General features: G+C 42.4%; 18 protein-coding genes and 1 other RNA gene. 13 read left to right on the top strand and 6 right to left on the bottom strand.

Annotated elements, in window-relative coordinates:
• Positions 1–34: 34 nt before the first annotated feature.
• Positions 35–892 carry a 3'(2'),5'-bisphosphate nucleotidase CysQ family protein gene (locus ACINWC323_RS15830; RefSeq protein ID WP_009508621.1) on the bottom strand — a complete coding sequence of 286 codons (858 nt, stop codon included), beginning with the start codon at positions 890–892 and terminating at the stop codon, positions 35–37.
• Positions 893–903: 11 nt separating this feature from the next.
• On the opposite strand from ACINWC323_RS15830, the gene ACINWC323_RS15835 reads away from it, so the two are divergent.
• The 4 genes from ACINWC323_RS15835 to ACINWC323_RS15850 all read left to right on the top strand — a co-directional run bounded on the left by ACINWC323_RS15835 (position 904) and on the right by ACINWC323_RS15850 (position 3,755).
• Positions 904–1,608, top strand: a complete 705-nt coding sequence (locus ACINWC323_RS15835; protein WP_009508570.1) for an HAD-IA family hydrolase — start codon at positions 904–906, stop codon at positions 1,606–1,608.
• Positions 1,592–2,020 carry an RNA-binding S4 domain-containing protein gene (locus tag ACINWC323_RS15840; protein ID WP_032881056.1) on the top strand — a complete coding sequence of 143 codons (429 nt, stop codon included), beginning with the start codon at positions 1,592–1,594 and terminating at the stop codon, positions 2,018–2,020. The genes ACINWC323_RS15835 and ACINWC323_RS15840 overlap by 17 nt, the downstream gene beginning before the upstream one ends.
• A gap of 159 nt (positions 2,021–2,179) precedes the next feature.
• Complete coding sequence (recA, locus tag ACINWC323_RS15845; protein ID WP_005229770.1) at positions 2,180–3,226, top strand: recombinase RecA; 1,047 nt, start codon at positions 2,180–2,182, stop codon at positions 3,224–3,226.
• A gap of 46 nt (positions 3,227–3,272) precedes the next feature.
• On the top strand, positions 3,273–3,755 hold the full coding sequence (locus tag ACINWC323_RS15850; RefSeq protein WP_009508610.1) for a regulatory protein RecX: 483 nt from the start codon (positions 3,273–3,275) through the stop codon (positions 3,753–3,755).
• 10 nt (positions 3,756–3,765) lie between these two features.
• On the opposite strand, the gene ffs is transcribed toward ACINWC323_RS15850, so the two are convergent.
• Positions 3,766–3,862, bottom strand: an RNA gene (ffs, locus tag ACINWC323_RS19610) — signal recognition particle sRNA small type.
• A gap of 324 nt (positions 3,863–4,186) precedes the next feature.
• Here ffs and ACINWC323_RS15855 point away from each other — a divergent pair.
• Entirely contained in the window at positions 4,187–5,041 is an 855-nt protein-coding gene (locus ACINWC323_RS15855; protein WP_009508557.1) for a YbgF trimerization domain-containing protein, read from the top strand.
• Positions 5,042–5,106: 65 nt separating this feature from the next.
• On the opposite strand, the gene ACINWC323_RS15860 is transcribed toward ACINWC323_RS15855, so the two are convergent.
• The 3 genes from ACINWC323_RS15860 to ACINWC323_RS15870 form a co-directional block, all read right to left on the bottom strand.
• On the bottom strand, positions 5,107–6,978 hold the full coding sequence (locus ACINWC323_RS15860) for a SurA N-terminal domain-containing protein (protein ID WP_009508609.1): 1,872 nt from the start codon (positions 6,976–6,978) through the stop codon (positions 5,107–5,109).
• Between the two features lie 139 nt (positions 6,979–7,117).
• On the bottom strand, positions 7,118–7,390 hold the full coding sequence (gene hbs / locus ACINWC323_RS15865) for a non-specific DNA-binding protein Hbs (protein ID WP_004639426.1): 273 nt from the start codon (positions 7,388–7,390) through the stop codon (positions 7,118–7,120).
• Positions 7,391–7,558: 168 nt separating this feature from the next.
• Positions 7,559–8,014, bottom strand: a complete 456-nt coding sequence (locus tag ACINWC323_RS15870) for a phasin family protein (RefSeq protein ID WP_009508591.1) — start codon at positions 8,012–8,014, stop codon at positions 7,559–7,561.
• 209 nt (positions 8,015–8,223) lie between these two features.
• On the opposite strand from ACINWC323_RS15870, the gene ACINWC323_RS15875 reads away from it, so the two are divergent.
• From ACINWC323_RS15875 to fdx, 8 genes are all read left to right on the top strand, one after another.
• Positions 8,224–8,862 (top strand): hypothetical protein, encoded by a 639-nt coding sequence (locus ACINWC323_RS15875; RefSeq protein WP_009508596.1) that lies wholly within the window; start codon positions 8,224–8,226, stop codon positions 8,860–8,862.
• Positions 8,863–8,969: 107 nt separating this feature from the next.
• On the top strand, positions 8,970–9,443 hold the full coding sequence (locus ACINWC323_RS15880) for an Rrf2 family transcriptional regulator (protein ID WP_004771673.1): 474 nt from the start codon (positions 8,970–8,972) through the stop codon (positions 9,441–9,443).
• A gap of 1 nt (position 9,444) precedes the next feature.
• Positions 9,445–10,662, top strand: coding sequence for an IscS subfamily cysteine desulfurase (locus tag ACINWC323_RS15885; RefSeq protein WP_004771672.1), 1,218 nt, complete (start codon positions 9,445–9,447; stop codon positions 10,660–10,662).
• A gap of 91 nt (positions 10,663–10,753) precedes the next feature.
• Positions 10,754–11,140, top strand: coding sequence for a Fe-S cluster assembly scaffold IscU (gene iscU, locus ACINWC323_RS15890; protein WP_004639432.1), 387 nt, complete (start codon positions 10,754–10,756; stop codon positions 11,138–11,140).
• A 29-nt stretch (positions 11,141–11,169) separates the two neighbouring features.
• On the top strand, positions 11,170–11,490 hold the full coding sequence (gene iscA, locus ACINWC323_RS15895; RefSeq protein ID WP_004661460.1) for an iron-sulfur cluster assembly protein IscA: 321 nt from the start codon (positions 11,170–11,172) through the stop codon (positions 11,488–11,490).
• Positions 11,491–11,576: 86 nt separating this feature from the next.
• Positions 11,577–12,095, top strand: a complete 519-nt coding sequence (gene hscB, locus ACINWC323_RS15900; RefSeq protein WP_009508543.1) for a Fe-S protein assembly co-chaperone HscB — start codon at positions 11,577–11,579, stop codon at positions 12,093–12,095.
• Between the two features lie 38 nt (positions 12,096–12,133).
• Positions 12,134–13,993, top strand: a complete 1,860-nt coding sequence (gene hscA / locus ACINWC323_RS15905) for a Fe-S protein assembly chaperone HscA (protein WP_005229759.1) — start codon at positions 12,134–12,136, stop codon at positions 13,991–13,993.
• Between the two features lie 17 nt (positions 13,994–14,010).
• Entirely contained in the window at positions 14,011–14,349 is a 339-nt protein-coding gene (fdx, locus tag ACINWC323_RS15910) for an ISC system 2Fe-2S type ferredoxin (protein WP_005229757.1), read from the top strand.
• Positions 14,350–14,408: 59 nt separating this feature from the next.
• Here fdx and ACINWC323_RS15915 read toward each other — a convergent pair whose 3' ends face one another.
• Positions 14,409–15,290 (bottom strand): NAD(P)/FAD-dependent oxidoreductase, encoded by an 882-nt coding sequence (locus tag ACINWC323_RS15915; protein WP_009508558.1) that lies wholly within the window; start codon positions 15,288–15,290, stop codon positions 14,409–14,411.
• Positions 15,291–15,377: the final 87 nt, after the last annotated feature.

The following is a 15,377-nucleotide window of genomic DNA, read 5'->3' as shown; positions in this document are numbered from 1 at the left end:
AATTTAATCCACTATAGCATGAGTGGAATGACTCTCAATCCAAAATGCCAGAAAGTGCCAGAGCCTCATAAGCAATTTTTTTGCAATGCTGATCTCGAAATGCGATAAAACCGCCATTTAAAACCGTTTCACGCTGATTATATAAAAAAGGCTTTTGATCCAGCGTCATCAGACCACCCCCAATGCTTTCCAGTAAAGCCTGTCCTGAACTAGTATCCCATTCCGAGGTGGGATGAAAGCGAGGATAAATATCAATTTCACCTTCCAGCATCATACAAAACTTATAGGCGCTGCCCGCTTCGCGGCGCTCAATAGCACGATGTTGCAAGATCGGTTGCATAAAGTTTTTATACTTCGGATTTTTGCTGTTATGGCTCAGACCAATTTGCAGGGGTGCGGAACAATCATGTTCTTCAATCTGGTACTGAAACCATTCATGTCGAATAAAACTATATTTATAAGGCAATTGTGAGGTATAGCCGATATACATCACCTGCTCACATGGCACGGCAATGATCGCAAATGTAGTCCGGTCATCCTCAATCAGACTCAGATTAATGGTGAATTCATCACGCTCATGGATAAATTCCTTGGTGCCATCTAAAGGGTCCAGCATCCAGCAGCGTTGCCATGCTGCGCGCGCCGAATAATCACTCTCTTCCGACAATACCGGCAGTTGCGGGGTGATGGTCGCTAAATGCTTCATTAAAAAATGATTTACTTTCAGATCCGCCTGCGTTACCGGAGAATCATCACTCTTTTCCTGAATATTAAACTCGCACCCGGCACAATAACTTTGGTATTCTTCCAGCAATAGTTGACTAGCCTGCGCCATGATCGGAACAAGTTGTGAAATTAACTGATCTTGTGGGGCAAGCGTTTTAATAAACATAGACCAACCTTATGTCATATTCAGATTTACAGCAGCAGCCGATTGCCATGTTCGACATGGATGGCACTTTACTCGATTTAGCATTTGACGACTTTATCTGGAATCACTGTTTGCCCGAGCGACATGCCCAAGTGCATCAATGCAGCCTGGAACAAAGTCAGCAAACACTATTTCATTTTTACCAACAACATAAGCATACACTATCTTGGTACTCTTCGGCGTTCTGGACGGCTAAAGTCGGAGTCGATGTTCTGCAACTTCAATACCAGCATCGCCAGAAAATTGGACCACGTGCTGGCTGCCATCAATTGTTACAACAACTCAAAGCCAAAGGTTATCGTTGCTGGTTACTGACCAATGCCGATCGTGCAGGCCTGCAATTGAAACTTGAAAATGTCGAACTTCGCCCCTATTTTGAAGTAATGATCAGTAGTGAAGAACTTGGGCACGCCAAAGAAGAAACCGCTTTTTGGCAAAAACTACAGCAATTGCATCCCTTTGATCCGGCTCAGGCCGTCTTTATTGACGATACCGTTGCCGTGCTCAAAAGTGCAAAAGATTTCGGTATTCGCCAGCTGTTTAGTATTTTACAGCCCTCAAGCAGCAAAGCTGCCAGATCTGTAACCCAATTACCCTATCCGGCACTTGATCACTTAACTGAACTTTTTGATTATCTTGAACCCAACCTACAGGTAACAGATGCCAAGACAGCATGAACCAGAAAGCATGGACGCCATGCGTATTGATAAATGGCTTTGGGCTGCACGTTTTTTTAAAACACGTTCAATTGCCAAAGCTGCGATAGAAGGTGGTAAAGTCCACCACAATAATGATCGCGTTAAAGTCTCCAGAGACGTGCGTATTGGTATGGAACTGACCATCCAGCAGGGTTTTGAGAAAAAGACCGTGGTAGTCAAAGCTCTTTCAGCGGTACGTGGTGGCGCGCCGGCCGCACAACTGCTTTATGAAGAAACAACGGAAAGTATTGCCCGTCGGGAGTTGCATGCATCACAACGAAAAATGCATAATCTAGCCCGACCAGATCATCGACCAAGCAAAAAAGATCGTCGTGATATCAATCGTTTTAAGCAGGAAAATGTACAGTCATGGTCTTATCATGATGAATAAAATTTTCTAATTTTGGGTGCGTCATCTTGTGTCGCATAGACAGAGATCAGATGTAGAATAAACAACGAGAATCTGCCACTATACTCAAGTCCCAACAAGTTGAGATTCAATACATCCACTTGGGTTAGTCGTTAAGAAATAAAGTTTTGAGGTTTTGAGATGGATGATAATAAAAGCAAGGCGTTACAAGCTGCGTTAAGCCAGATTGAAAAACAATTTGGTAAAAATACAGTAATGCGCCTAGGTGATAACACTGTACAGGCAGTTGAAGCTGTTTCTACAGGTTCTTTAACACTGGATATCGCATTAGGGATTGGCGGATTACCTAAAGGCCGTATCATCGAGATTTACGGTCCTGAATCATCAGGTAAAACGACCATGACGTTGCAAGCCATTGCGCAATGTCAGAAAAATGGCGGTACATGTGCATTTATCGATGCGGAACATGCATTAGATCCAGAATACGCACGTAAGCTTGGTGTCGATATTGATAACCTGCTGGTCTCTCAACCCGATCACGGTGAACAAGCGTTAGAAATCGCAGATATGCTGGTACGCTCAGGTGCAATTGACCTGATCGTTGTCGACTCTGTTGCTGCATTAACCCCTAAAGCCGAAATTGAAGGCGAAATGGGTGATTCACACATGGGTTTACAGGCACGTTTGATGAGTCAGGCATTACGTAAAATCACAGGTAATGCAAAGCGTTCTAACTGTATGGTGATCTTCATTAACCAGATCCGTATGAAGATTGGTGTAATGTTTGGTAGCCCGGAAACCACCACTGGCGGTAACGCCCTTAAATTCTATGCATCTGTGCGTCTAGATATCCGTCGTATTGGTGCAGTGAAAGAAGGCGATGAGATTACTGGTAACGAAACTCGCGTTAAAGTTGTCAAAAATAAAATGGCACCTCCTTTTAAAGAAGCCGTGTTCCAGATTATGTACGGCAAAGGTACCAATCAGCTAGGTGAAGTGGTTGATCTTGCAGTTCAGCAAGATATCGTACAAAAAGCGGGTGCATGGTATTCATATCAAGGCAACAAAATTGGCCAAGGTAAAAACAATGTGATTCGTCATTTTGAAGAGAATCCAGCCATGGCGCAAGAGATTGAAAAACAGATTCGTGAACAACTTCTGACTAAAACCAATGTTGAAGCTGCACAAACTGAAGATGAAGAAGAACCAGACTTTTTAGAAAGTTAAGCTAAAACGCCCTTCGGGGCGTTTTTGTTTCATGAGGAAATCGATTTTGTTTAATAGTGAAAAAACAGAAAAACCCAAAACTCTAACGGGAACAAGATTACGCTCGTATGCCTTTGCCCTGCTCACACGTCGCGACTATTCACAGGCAGAACTGATTGCCAAGCTCAATCAATATGCGATCAATCCTGAAGAAGTCGAGAAACTGGTAGAGGAACTCGCGCAGAATAATTATCAAAGTGACCAGCGTGTGGCCGAGCTGACTTTGGCAAGCCAATTAAGAAAAGGGAAAGGCCTACAACGCATCAAGCAGGCGCTTAAAGCCAAACAGCTGGATGCAGAACTGATTACAGAGGAATTGCAAGAAGTGGACTGGCTTGATCAGGCCTATCAACTGAAACTAAAGAAATTTGGAGAGGAAGTCGCGACTGACCCGAAAATCAAGGCAAGACAAATCCGGTTTTTACAATACCGTGGCTTTGATATGAGTGTGGTTATGAAAGCGATTGCTCGAACGAGCGAAGAAGAATAACTGGTGGCAGCCCTACCAGCATGACTTCGGCACATCATAGTTCTACTACCGTTGCTACCTTCCGGTCCTGGCGGGGTTCATAGAGTACAATTGCGAAGCTACCAGCAGGGCTACCATTGCCTGACAAAGTATAGAGATTTTTTCCTGAGTTGCAAGACTTGTCTCTGTTTTTCAGTGAGTTTTTAGCTCAACTGCCTAATTCATCATCAACCCGTCTGTATTTTTGATCGATTTACTCTGAAGATGTGCAAACATTCAACAACAACCGATTAATTTTCTTCAAAAGTGCTTGAAGATTGTAAATGCTTATTGCATTTAAATGAGTTGCTGTTTTAATGGCTAAATCAAAAATCTATATCTGGTGTGTTGCAAGTAAACAGTGAAGACTTGTTCGGCCACAGCTTTATATTTCAACTTATGGATGAATTTTTATGCTAAAAAAGCATTCCGTACTTTTTATTGCCCTGCTCAGTAGTGCACATTTATATGCCAACGTCCCTATTGAATCGCGTGCTTTAAGCCAGCAACAAGCCAGTAATGTGGTTGCCGGTACGCCGAGTCTGAACTGGGAAATCATGCAGAAGAACCAAAAGCTTGAAGAAGAGATCCGCAAGTTACGTGGTCAGCTTGAAGAACATGACAATGCCATCGAGCAATTAAAAAAAGAGTTAACTAACCGTTATACCGATCTGGATCAGCGCCTGGAACTGCTGTCACAAAAAATTGATCCGCCTGAGGACAATCCTGAGGCACAAGATCCATCGGCTGCAACTGCCTCAACCAATGCAGACACCAGTGCGCCTGCGATCGTACCAGCAGCACCGATACCGCAACAGACGACTCCGGCCACCACGCAAGCTCCGGCTGCACAACCGCAGACCAATACAGCAACAACAGAGAGTGCCAGCAGCCAGATTGAATTAGAAAAAGCGGCCTATACCGTAGCCCTGGATGCCTATAAACAAGGTGGCGCAAAAAAGGCGATTCAGCCGATGCAAAACTTTATTAAAAACCATCCCAACGGCATTTATGTGGGGAATGCCTATTTTTGGCTAGCTGAATTTTATCTGGCTGTTGAGCCTGTGGATTATAAAGCGGCAAAACAAAACTATAATATTGTTGCGACACGCTATCCAAACTCAGCTAAAGCATCTCGTGCAGTGTATCAACTCTATAGTATCGCCAAAGAAGTTGATAAAAACACAGCTTTAGCCAATCAATATAAAAGCAAGCTGCTCAGCCAATATCCTCAATCAGAGGAAGCAAAATTTATCCAGAAAAAATAAGCTTTTTGCTTTAACAAAAAAGCCAGTGGATATCCACTGGCTTTTTTATGACCTCGATCAAATCATTATTTAATCTTGGCTTTTGATTTTAAATATTCAGTGTAATCTTCCAGGATTTGTTGTCCACGGAACTGCTGGTACAGTTTATTCAACTCTTGTACCTGTTCTGCTGGCAAAGTACTGGCAACACTACTGTTGACATTTGAAACTGCCACGATCACCAATTCATTTGGTAATTTCGCAGTCGTAGCAGACCATAAACCTTCTTTCGCTGGCGCCGGAATACTGAAGGCAGCACGCTCAATCGGACGTTTTAAACCTTGAGAACGCGCAAAAGTACCCGCATTTTCAAAGTTCACCTGAGACTTGGCAACCACTTGCGCCGCTAGCTGGGTTTTAAAATCATTCAGGATGCTGGCAATTTTTGCTTGAGCTGCTTTATAGGCTTTCGCTTCGATCACTTTTGCTTTGACTTCAGCAGTCGCCTGCTCTAAAGGTTTAACACCAGCAGCATGATAGTTCCGGACTTTGATCCAGATGGTATCGCCATTGGCCAGTTGAATATTTGAAGACGCGTTACGGTCACCATTCTTCACATCATCATTGAATAATTTTGCTTTAACACCTAGATCACTCAAATAAGGATTCTGAGTGGCTAAAGTCACGCCATTTGCAGATTCAATACGCGCGCCCTTCACTTCCTCAGCCACAGCCTCTAGAGAATCATTACCAACGACCATTTCATTTAAGCTGTTCACGCTATCACTGAACTGATTCGCCAGTTTAGTTTTCTCGACTTCAGCCGTTAAACGTGCTTTTTCAGCTTCAAATGATGGCAATTTCAACATTGGCGTTTCAGCTTCAATGATGTGATAACCATATTGAGTTTTAACAGGTTTTGAAATTTCACCGCTTTTTAATGCATTCACTGCATTATCAAAATCAGCCGAGAATGCCCCTGGTGCATAAGCCTCAACCAAACCGCCCTGCGTCTTGGACGTTGGATCATCCGAGAACTGTGCAGCGGCATCTGCAAAGCTCATATCCGACTGAATTTTTGCATAAACGTCATTGGCAAGCTTCTGCGCTGCCGCATCGTCACGCGCATCCGTGGTAATCAGAATATGTTTAACCTGAGGTTTAACCGCTTTTTTCTTCTCATCGACAAAAGCATTATAGGCTTGCTGTAAATCAGCTTCAGTCACCGCAAGATTTGCCTTAGGCAACAATGCCGGGGTTAATACCACATAATCGACATCAACACTGGCCACTTGCTTAAATTCATTCTTATGCTTGTTGTAGTAATCAGCGATCTCCTGATTTGAAGCCGTTACACCTTTTTTATAGTCATCCAGCTTAATACTCGCCAAATGCAAAGTACGCTGTTCAGTCTGTAAATTCGCTAATTGCTGTACATCGGATTTACTGACCAAAGCATAATCCATCAACGAGGTTGAAATCATTTTCAGCGCATGATCCTGGCGTAAGCTGCTGATCAAGGCCTGATTGGTCATCCCTACAGAACGTAAGTAGTTTTCATATAAGGTTTGAGAAAATTTGCCATTTTCCTGAAAACTCGGTTGTTGTGCCAACATTTGCTCAAGTTGCACATCACTAAGTGTCATTCCCAGCTTTTCAGCTTGCTGTTGTAACAATGAACGGGCCACCAAGGCATCGAGTGCTTTCTCTTGAATCACAGGCAAGTTCAAAAGTGATTCATCACCTTTCACCAATGATAAATACTGGTCTTTATAGTTTTTGGTTGCACTTTCTAATTCTTTATTAGAAATATCTTGACCGTTTACTGATTTTGCAACGTCTGCTTTATTGCTACCACTAAAATACCCTTCTATACCGACAAGTGCTAAAGGAGTCAAAAACAAAACTAACAGGACTTTGCCAAGCCAACCCTTAATGAGAGTACGAAACGATTCCATAAGAATTCCAATATTTTATTTCGGGGCAATTTTAACTGAAAAACAAAAGTGAATGAATGCAGAATAAGGATCAAATTAACTTTTTCATTCAATAAATAAAAAACGCACCCAAAATGGTGCGTTTATTGATTTAAAAAGATTACGCAACTGAATCTTTTAAACCCTTACCAGCTTTGAAGCTAGGTACTTTACTTGCTTTGATTTGTAACTCTTCACCCGTTTTAGGATTACGACCAGTACGAGCAGCACGTTCTTTAACGCTGAAAGTACCGAACCCAACTAAAGTAACCGTATCACCCTTTTTAAGTGCTTCAGTGATTGATGCAATTGTCGCATCGAGTGCCTTACCAGCATCCGATTTTGACACGCCCCCTTTTTCAGCAATCGCATCAATTAATTCTGATTTATTCATGATAAAAAATATCCTCTTAATATCGTTTGTTAAGATCCAAGGCTATAGTTTAAAAGGCCATGACGCCTTTATAGCAATGCTTTGGGGGATAACGCAATACTAGAAAGGCCTTTTAATTAAAATAAATACTGAAATACGACATAAACAGACGAGTTACCTGCATTTTTTTTACTTTTTATTCAATTTGGCCTTCAATTGATTATTTTCTTCGATTAAGGCATCGACCTTGATATGCAGCTGTACAAGCAACTGTTCGATATGCTGCAAATCCTTAGGTGTCACCAGTCCAATCCGGTTGAGTGAATGATTCACACTGGTATCTAAAATCTTTTCAACCTTGTCTTTGGTATCCGTTACCGACTCTTTGGCCTTTTCGGTGACTCTGCCAACCGTGTTATCGGCGAAATCGACGGTTTTTGATTCTAATTCTTCCCCCACCTTGACCAGCGAGTCAAACAACTTGTTGCCTTCTTCTTCCGCACGCGAAAAAGCACCGAGACCAGCAAGCCAAATCTGTTGTGTATATTTTTTGAAATCTAACGCAGATTTTTTAGAACTCTTTGATTTTGGCTTAGTTTTTACCTCAGCTTCTTCATTAGGATTTTCTATATTTGAGTTATCCATTGACCCTTACTCCTAAGCACTTTACAAACAGTATGTCGTATTTAACCATAAAAATGTTTTTATAATATCAAAGTTAGGACTTGATCGTTTTAAAAAACTGTTCTACAAAGCAAGAAAGTCCTGTAAATTATTTTTAACAATTGAGTAAGGATACTCAGGTTTACGGACATTCTGTTTTTATTGATTGATTAACCAGGAAAACCAGACCTATGAATGATACGCAACAAAGACATAAACATCCGCATTTGTTGCTCAATATTGTCATCATTGTTTTAGAGACTTTTTTCTCTTTTATCCTGACTCATGATGCAGGATTGCGTCTGCACGCCAAAAAGTTAATCGATCAAAAAATCACAATCCGGATTAATAGCTACATTCCGTTCTTCGACTTTTATATCCAGTTTACCGAAAAAGGTCTGCTGTTTGATATGAAGGCACTAGATCGCAATATTGATCTGGAGATTAATAGCACATTGATCGACCTGATCAAGATTTTTGTGTTTAACAATCAGCGTAGCATTGCCAATATGCGTATTCTCGGTGATGCCACGCATGCTGAAGAATTTCTGGATGTCCTCCCGCATCTTACCCTGTCAAGTATCCTGGCAAATTGGAAACAATGGTTTAGTGATGAGGCTGAAGCCGTTGCTTCCCAACAACGCATTGCTCCGCTACTGGATAAAATCGATCAGCAGCGTTCGGAAATCAACACCTTGCTGGTTGAAGTCAAGCAGTACCAAAACCGCATTCAACGTCTGCAAAAACGTCAACGCCTGATCAATATTAGCTTTGCTGTTTTAAGCTTTATTTTCATCGCCTTTTTTGTTTATAATACGTGGATACAATAATTCCAATATATTTCACTTTTCACGCTCAGAATGGCAATTTAAAACTTGACTATTTTAGTCGGAATTCATAAAATTTAAACATCTAGTCTAACCATGTGTACCGAATCATGCGTCTTACAACTCGCGGTCGTTACGCAGTGACTGCTCTACTTGATTTAGCTTTGCAGCCAACTGAACAAACGATCACGCTTGCGGAAATAGCAGCACGCCAATCCATCTCAGTCGCTTATTTAGAACAGTTATTCGCGAAACTCAAGCGTCACGGGTTAGTTTCAAGTGTACGCGGTGCAAATGGTGGTTATCACCTGGCGCGCAATGCAAGTGAAATTACTGTGCTAGAAATCATCGAAGCTGTAAATGAAACTGTTGATGCAACGCGTTGTGACCATAAGGGTAACTGCCAGAATGGTGCAATGTGTTTGACTCATGACTTATGGCAAGAACTCTCCCACCATATTGCCGATTATCTTGCAAAAATCACCCTTGCTGATTTGATTGCGCGTGACAACGTTCAAACCGTTGCATTACGCCAGAATTCACCAAGTTTAGATTCAGCCCTTCTATCGGTTACAGGTATTTGACATGAAACGTCCAATTTATCTTGATTACGCAGCAACCACGCCAGTACTGCCAGAAGTTGCAGAACGCATGATGGAATGTTTAACGTTCGAGGGTACTTTTGGTAACCCTGCGTCACGTTCACATGCCTATGGTTGGCAAGCCGAAGAAAAAGCTGAATATGCGCGTGAGCAAGTTGCCAATCTCATTAAAGCAGATCCACGCGAAATCGTTTGGACTTCTGGCGCAACCGAATCTGACAACCTGGCATTAAAAGGGATTGCTCAGTTCTACGGTTCAAAAGGCAAACACATCATTACAAGTAAAATCGAACATAAAGCAGTGTTGGATCCTTGCCGTGAGCTTGAAGAGCAAGGTTTCGAAATTACTTATTTAGAACCAGAACCGCGTACAGGGTTAATTACCCCAGAAATGGTTCAGGCGGCTTTACGTCCAGATACGATTCTTGTTTCACTGATGATGGTAAACAACGAAATCGGTACTGTGACCGATGTGGCTGCAATTGGTGAATTAACACGTGCCAACAAAACATTCTTCCACGTCGATGCAGCTCAAGCCGCTGGTAAAGTTGAAATTGATCTTTCAACCATGAAAATTGATTTGATGAGCTTCTCTGGTCATAAAGTCTATGGCCCGAAAGGTATCGGTGCCCTTTACGTTCGCCGTAGCCCACGTGTTCGCTTAAAAGCACAAATGCACGGTGGTGGTCATGAACGTGGTATGCGTTCTGGTACTTTAGCGACGCATCAGATTGTTGGTATGGGCGAAGCTTTTGAAATTGCTGGCAAAACCATGCAAGCAGAACAAGAGCGTATTCGCAAGTTACGCGACAAGCTTTGGAATGGCTTACAAGACCTTGAACAAGTGTTCTTGAATGGTCACCCAACACAAAACGTTGCTAACTATCTAAATGTCAGCTTCAACTTCGTTGAAGGTGAGTCACTGATGATGGCACTAAAAGATGCAGCTGTTTCAAGTGGTTCTGCATGTACCTCTGCAACTTTAGAGCCGTCATATGTATTACGTGCTTTAGGTTTATCTGACGAGTTGGCACATAGCTCAATCCGTTTCAGTTTCGGTAAATACACCACTGAAGCAGATATTGACTACGTGTTAACCATTACCAAAGCTGCTGTTGAGAAATTACGTGAACTTTCTCCGCTTTGGGATATGTACAAAGAAGGTATCGACCTTTCAACAGTTGAATGGGCTGAACACTAATTCATCAGGTGCTCAATAGAGCATCTCATTGAAAAGTATGTTTTAACCCTCATATTAATATTAGGCTGACCCCGAGGTTTGGAGAAGCGACATGGCTTATAGCGAAAAGGTAATTGATCATTACGAAAACCCTCGTAATGTTGGTGTTTTAGACAAGAATGCTGAAAATGTAGGTACAGGCATGGTCGGTGCACCTGCGTGTGGCGACGTAATGCGTTTACAAATTCAAGTCGATGACAATGGCGTAATTGAAGAAGCTCGCTTCAAGACTTATGGCTGTGGTTCTGCAATCGCATCAAGTTCACTGGTAACCGAATGGTTAAAAGGTAAAACCCTTGATGAAGCTCAAGCGATCAAAAACATTGATATCGCAACTGAGCTTGCACTTCCACCAGTAAAAGTACACTGCTCTGTCTTGGCTGAAGATGCAATCAAAGCTGCGATTGAAGACTATCGCGGTAAGAAAGCGAAAGCTTAATTGATGACCGAAATAACATTGGAGTTTTCATGATCCATTTAACTGAAAATGCTGCGACTCACATCAGCAATTACCTGCAAAACCGAGGTAAGGGTGAAGGCATTCGTATTGGTGTGAAAACTTCGGGTTGTTCTGGATTGGCTTATGTACTTGAGTTTGTCGATGACATCGACACACACGACCAAGTATTTGAACAACTCGGCGTTAAAGTCTTTGTAGACCCAAAAAGCCTAGTTTATCTCAATGGTTTAGAGATGGACTATGTTAAAAATGGTCTTAATGAAGGCTTTGAGTTTAACAACCCAAACCAAAAAGGTGAATGTGGTTGCGGTGAATCATTCACTGTTTAACCCCAACCACTACTCTCTTTCTTTTCGTCAAAACAGTGTGTTCCGCACTGTTTTAACGTATTTATCAATAGCGGAATTCATCTCCCATGAATCATTTTGAGTTGTTCCAATTACCAGAAGCACTCGATATAGATTTAGCAGCTTTAAAAAAACAGTTTTTAAGTTTGCAACAGCAATATCACCCGGATAAAGCCAGCGACAAAGATCAGGCGCTGATCAAGTCAAGCGAAATCAATCAGGCTTATAAAATATTGTCACTGGTTGATAGTCGTGCTGCCTATCTGCTCGCCCTGAAAAAACAGGATCATCATCTTGATCAATCCATCAACGATTTTGAGTTTTTGCAATCTGCACTCGAAATGCGCGAGCAACTGGATGAAGCGACCTCAACCGAGCAGCTTCGTACGCTAAAAGTTGAAATTCAGCAATGGATTGATAGTTTAGTCCGCGAATTCAAAATCGATTATGCGGATGAAGACTGGGCTGAGGCACGTGATACTGTTCGTAAGCTACGCTTTTTCCAACGTGTCATGAATGATATTGATAAAGCTGAAGATCGTATGCTGGACGAAGAAGATAGCTTCGATTTAGACGATGATTTTTAATCCGCTGTTACCGATTATTTTCAAGGGATACCGTACGCATGGCGCTTTTGCAAATTGCTGAACCAGGTCAATCTACCGCACCACACGAACATCGTATTGCGATCGGGATCGACTTAGGGACAACCCACTCTTTAGTGGCGACAGTGCTATCGGGAAAACCGAAAGTTCTACATGATGACAAAGATCGGGTTCTACTTCCCTCTATTGTTCATTACGCGAAAGATTTGACAACGTTTGGTTATGAAGCCAAACCGTTTATGATGACCGACCCCAAAAATACAGTTGTTTCAGTGAAACGCTTTATGGGTCGTTCACAAGCTGATATTAAATTCCAGCATCCCTATACCCTTGTTGGCGCAGAAAATGAAATGCCAGCATTTGAAACGGCTGCCGGACGTAAAACCCCGGTCGAAATTTCTGCCGAGATATTAAAACAATTAAAAGATCGCGCTGAAGCCAGCCTGAATAATCCTGTCAATGGTGCAGTGATTACCGTTCCTGCTTATTTCGATGAAGCACAACGTCAGGCAACACGTGATGCAGCCCAGCTTGCCGGACTCAATGTTTTACGCTTATTGAATGAGCCAACAGCCGCTGCGGTGGCATATGGTCTTGATCAAGAGACCAATCTCAGTACAGACCGTAACTATGTGATTTACGATCTTGGCGGTGGTACGTTTGACGTTTCAATCTTGCGTTTCTCCCAAGGTGTATTTGAAGTCCTTGCTACAGGTGGACATACTGCACTGGGTGGAGATGACCTTGATCGTTTAATCGTAAAATGGGCTAAAAAACAGCTCAATATCGAAACATTAAGCGATGAAGAATATGCGGTATTCGTTATTGCTGCACGTCAAGCCAAAGAACATTTAACAGATCATGAATCTGCCGAATTAAAATTACTGGATGATCGCTTAACACTCGACCGCCCTACTTTTGAATCGATTATTCAAGTCGCACTCGACAAAACCATGAGTGTCTGCAAACGCGTATTACGTGATGCCAAACTTGAACTCGATGACATTGAGCATGTGGTTCTTGTGGGCGGTTCAACACGTTCTTATGCTGTACAAAAAGCGGTACGTGAGCTATTTGAACGTGAACCGCTATGTACCATTAACCCGGATGAAGTGGTTGCAATTGGCGCATCAATTACCGCCAACCAGCTCATCGGCAATAGCCAAGATGGTTCATTATTGCTTGATGTGACGCCACTCTCTCTTGGTTTAGAGACCATGGGGGGCTTAGTTGAACGCCTGGTTTCACGTAATACCGCCATTCCGGTTGCACGCCGTCAAGAATTTACCACTTATCAAGATGGCCAAACTGCCATGTTGATCCATGTGGTTCAAGGTGAACGTGATCTGGTTGAGCATTGCCGTTCCTTAGGTCGTTTTGTCTTACATGGCATTCCACCAATGACTGCGGGTCAAGCACGTATTGAAGTGACATTCCAGGTCGATGCCGATGGCTTACTCACTGTCTCTGCGAAAGAAACTACATCTGGCGTTCAAGCGAAAATCGATATCAAACCGTCGTATGGCTTATCCGCTTCAGATACCGAACGTTTACTGGTAGAAGGTTTCCAGCATGCGGAAGAAGATAAACAGCTTCGCCACTTGCAAGAAACCAAAGTTGAAGCACAACGTGAGCTAGAAGCCTTAGAGCAAGCCTTGAAAGCAGATACCGATCTACTTTCCCAACAACAGGCGCGCGACTTGATTCTTGCCGCTGAAGCGTTAAAAGCTCGTCTTAAAACCGATGAGCTTGCAGCGATTGAACATGCTGTTCAGCAACTTAAAATTCACAGCGATGCCTTTGCTGCGCTTCGCATGAACCGACATATTGACCATGCCTTAAAAGGTACGAAACTTGAAGATTGGTCAAACTCAAACTAAAGGTATAGGTGATCAATATGCCACGTATTAAAGTTCTTCCTCATGCACAAATTTGCCCTGAAGGTGCAGAATTTGAAGTCGAACAAAACGCCAATTTATGCCAGAGTTTATTAAAAAATGGCATTAAAATTGAACATGCTTGTGATATGTCTGCAGCATGCACCACCTGTCACGTGGTGGTGCGTAAAGGCTTTGACAGTCTTGAAGAAATGAATGATGTTGAAGCAGATTTGCTGGATCGTGCCTGGGGCTTAGAGCCTGACTCACGTCTGTCGTGTCAGGTTGAAATTGTGGATGAAGATTTAGAAATCGAGATTCCTAAATACACCATCAACCATGCTTCAGAAAATCATTAAGATCAAGTCATGATTCAAGCAAAAGAAAAGCTAGAGTAAATCTCTAGCTTTTTTTATGATTAAACAAAAATTAAAGAACGATGCGCAGCGACACCTGCCAGAGTACCATCACCAACAGCAAGTGATACCGAACCACCCAAGCGCGCCACGTCACCACAAGCAAAAATTCCTGCAACCGAAGTTTCCTTCATGGCACTGGTTTTAATCGCCTCACCTATGGCACTCTGTTCAATTTCACAGCCCAGCTTAAAAATCCAGTCCTGAGCAATACTACACTTGGTCGTTGCAAAAATACCCTCTAGCTGAATAACAGCGTCATCTACAAGCAAGACATCGCTCTGCCCTATAATTTTCTGAATCAGTCGCTGCTCGATGACAACTCCGCGCGCCTTTAATTGCTCAAGTAATTCACTCGCCAGCGGATAGCCATTTATGAACAGTGTGGTTTCGCCCCAGTCCGGGAGCATCATCGCTAAATGAGCAGCATGTTCTGAGCTGGCAATAATACCAATTTTGCCTTGATTCAATTCATAACCATGACAATAAGGACAATGGAAGACTGACTTGCCCCAGCGTTCCGCCAAACCTGCAATATCAGGCAATTGATCTGTAATACCAGCAGCAATAATTAGACGCTGAGCCGTAATTGAATGTATTGCATTAATACATACCGCAAAACCCTCTTCAATTTTTTCTACGCGCTTTACATTGCTATTCTGCCAATCCACAGTCTTATAAGCCAAAACTTGCTGCTTCGCAATTTGCGCAATTTCACTTGCCTGCGTCCCATCCTGAGTCAGAAAACCATGTGAATACTTGGCAAAGCGATTTCTACGTTGTCCAGCATCAATAATAACCACTTTTTTGCGTGCTCTCGCCAATGGCATTGCCGCAGCCAAACCCGCATAACTTCCACCAATAATCGCAACATCATATTGCATAGGATTCATCGCCTATATGTAACTTTTAAAGTTACATTAATACTTTTTATTTTAATTTGCAACTTTTAATGTTACATTTAAAACTAT

The sequence above is a fragment of the Acinetobacter sp. WC-323 genome (assembly GCF_000314615.1).
GTDB lineage: Bacteria > Pseudomonadota > Gammaproteobacteria > Pseudomonadales > Moraxellaceae > Acinetobacter > Acinetobacter courvalinii.
This window is presented reverse-complemented; position numbering and strand designations above follow the sequence as displayed.

Bases quoted from the DNA above. Each gene is read 5' to 3' on its own strand.
- hscB (WP_009508543.1), top strand. From the start codon at position 11,577: ATGAATCATTTTGAGTTGTTCCAATTACCAGAAGCACTCGATATAGAT.
- ACINWC323_RS15830 (WP_009508621.1), bottom strand. From the start codon at position 892: ATGTTTATTAAAACGCTTGCCCCACAAGATCAGTTAATTTCACAACTT.
- ACINWC323_RS15875 (WP_009508596.1), top strand. From the start codon at position 8,224: ATGAATGATACGCAACAAAGACATAAACATCCGCATTTGTTGCTCAAT.
- ACINWC323_RS15860 (WP_009508609.1), bottom strand. From the start codon at position 6,978: ATGGAATCGTTTCGTACTCTCATTAAGGGTTGGCTTGGCAAAGTCCTG.
- ACINWC323_RS15840 (WP_032881056.1), top strand. From the start codon at position 1,592: ATGCCAAGACAGCATGAACCAGAAAGCATGGACGCCATGCGTATTGAT.
- hscA (WP_005229759.1), top strand. From the start codon at position 12,134: ATGGCGCTTTTGCAAATTGCTGAACCAGGTCAATCTACCGCACCACAC.
- ACINWC323_RS15835 (WP_009508570.1), top strand. From the start codon at position 904: ATGTCATATTCAGATTTACAGCAGCAGCCGATTGCCATGTTCGACATG.
- ACINWC323_RS15870 (WP_009508591.1), bottom strand. From the start codon at position 8,014: ATGGATAACTCAAATATAGAAAATCCTAATGAAGAAGCTGAGGTAAAA.
- iscU (WP_004639432.1), top strand. From the start codon at position 10,754: ATGGCTTATAGCGAAAAGGTAATTGATCATTACGAAAACCCTCGTAAT.
- fdx (WP_005229757.1), top strand. From the start codon at position 14,011: ATGCCACGTATTAAAGTTCTTCCTCATGCACAAATTTGCCCTGAAGGT.
- iscA (WP_004661460.1), top strand. From the start codon at position 11,170: ATGATCCATTTAACTGAAAATGCTGCGACTCACATCAGCAATTACCTG.
- recA (WP_005229770.1), top strand. From the start codon at position 2,180: ATGGATGATAATAAAAGCAAGGCGTTACAAGCTGCGTTAAGCCAGATT.
- ACINWC323_RS15885 (WP_004771672.1), top strand. From the start codon at position 9,445: ATGAAACGTCCAATTTATCTTGATTACGCAGCAACCACGCCAGTACTG.
- ACINWC323_RS15855 (WP_009508557.1), top strand. From the start codon at position 4,187: ATGCTAAAAAAGCATTCCGTACTTTTTATTGCCCTGCTCAGTAGTGCA.
- ACINWC323_RS15915 (WP_009508558.1), bottom strand. From the start codon at position 15,290: ATGCAATATGATGTTGCGATTATTGGTGGAAGTTATGCGGGTTTGGCT.
- hbs (WP_004639426.1), bottom strand. From the start codon at position 7,390: ATGAATAAATCAGAATTAATTGATGCGATTGCTGAAAAAGGGGGCGTG.
- ACINWC323_RS15880 (WP_004771673.1), top strand. From the start codon at position 8,970: ATGCGTCTTACAACTCGCGGTCGTTACGCAGTGACTGCTCTACTTGAT.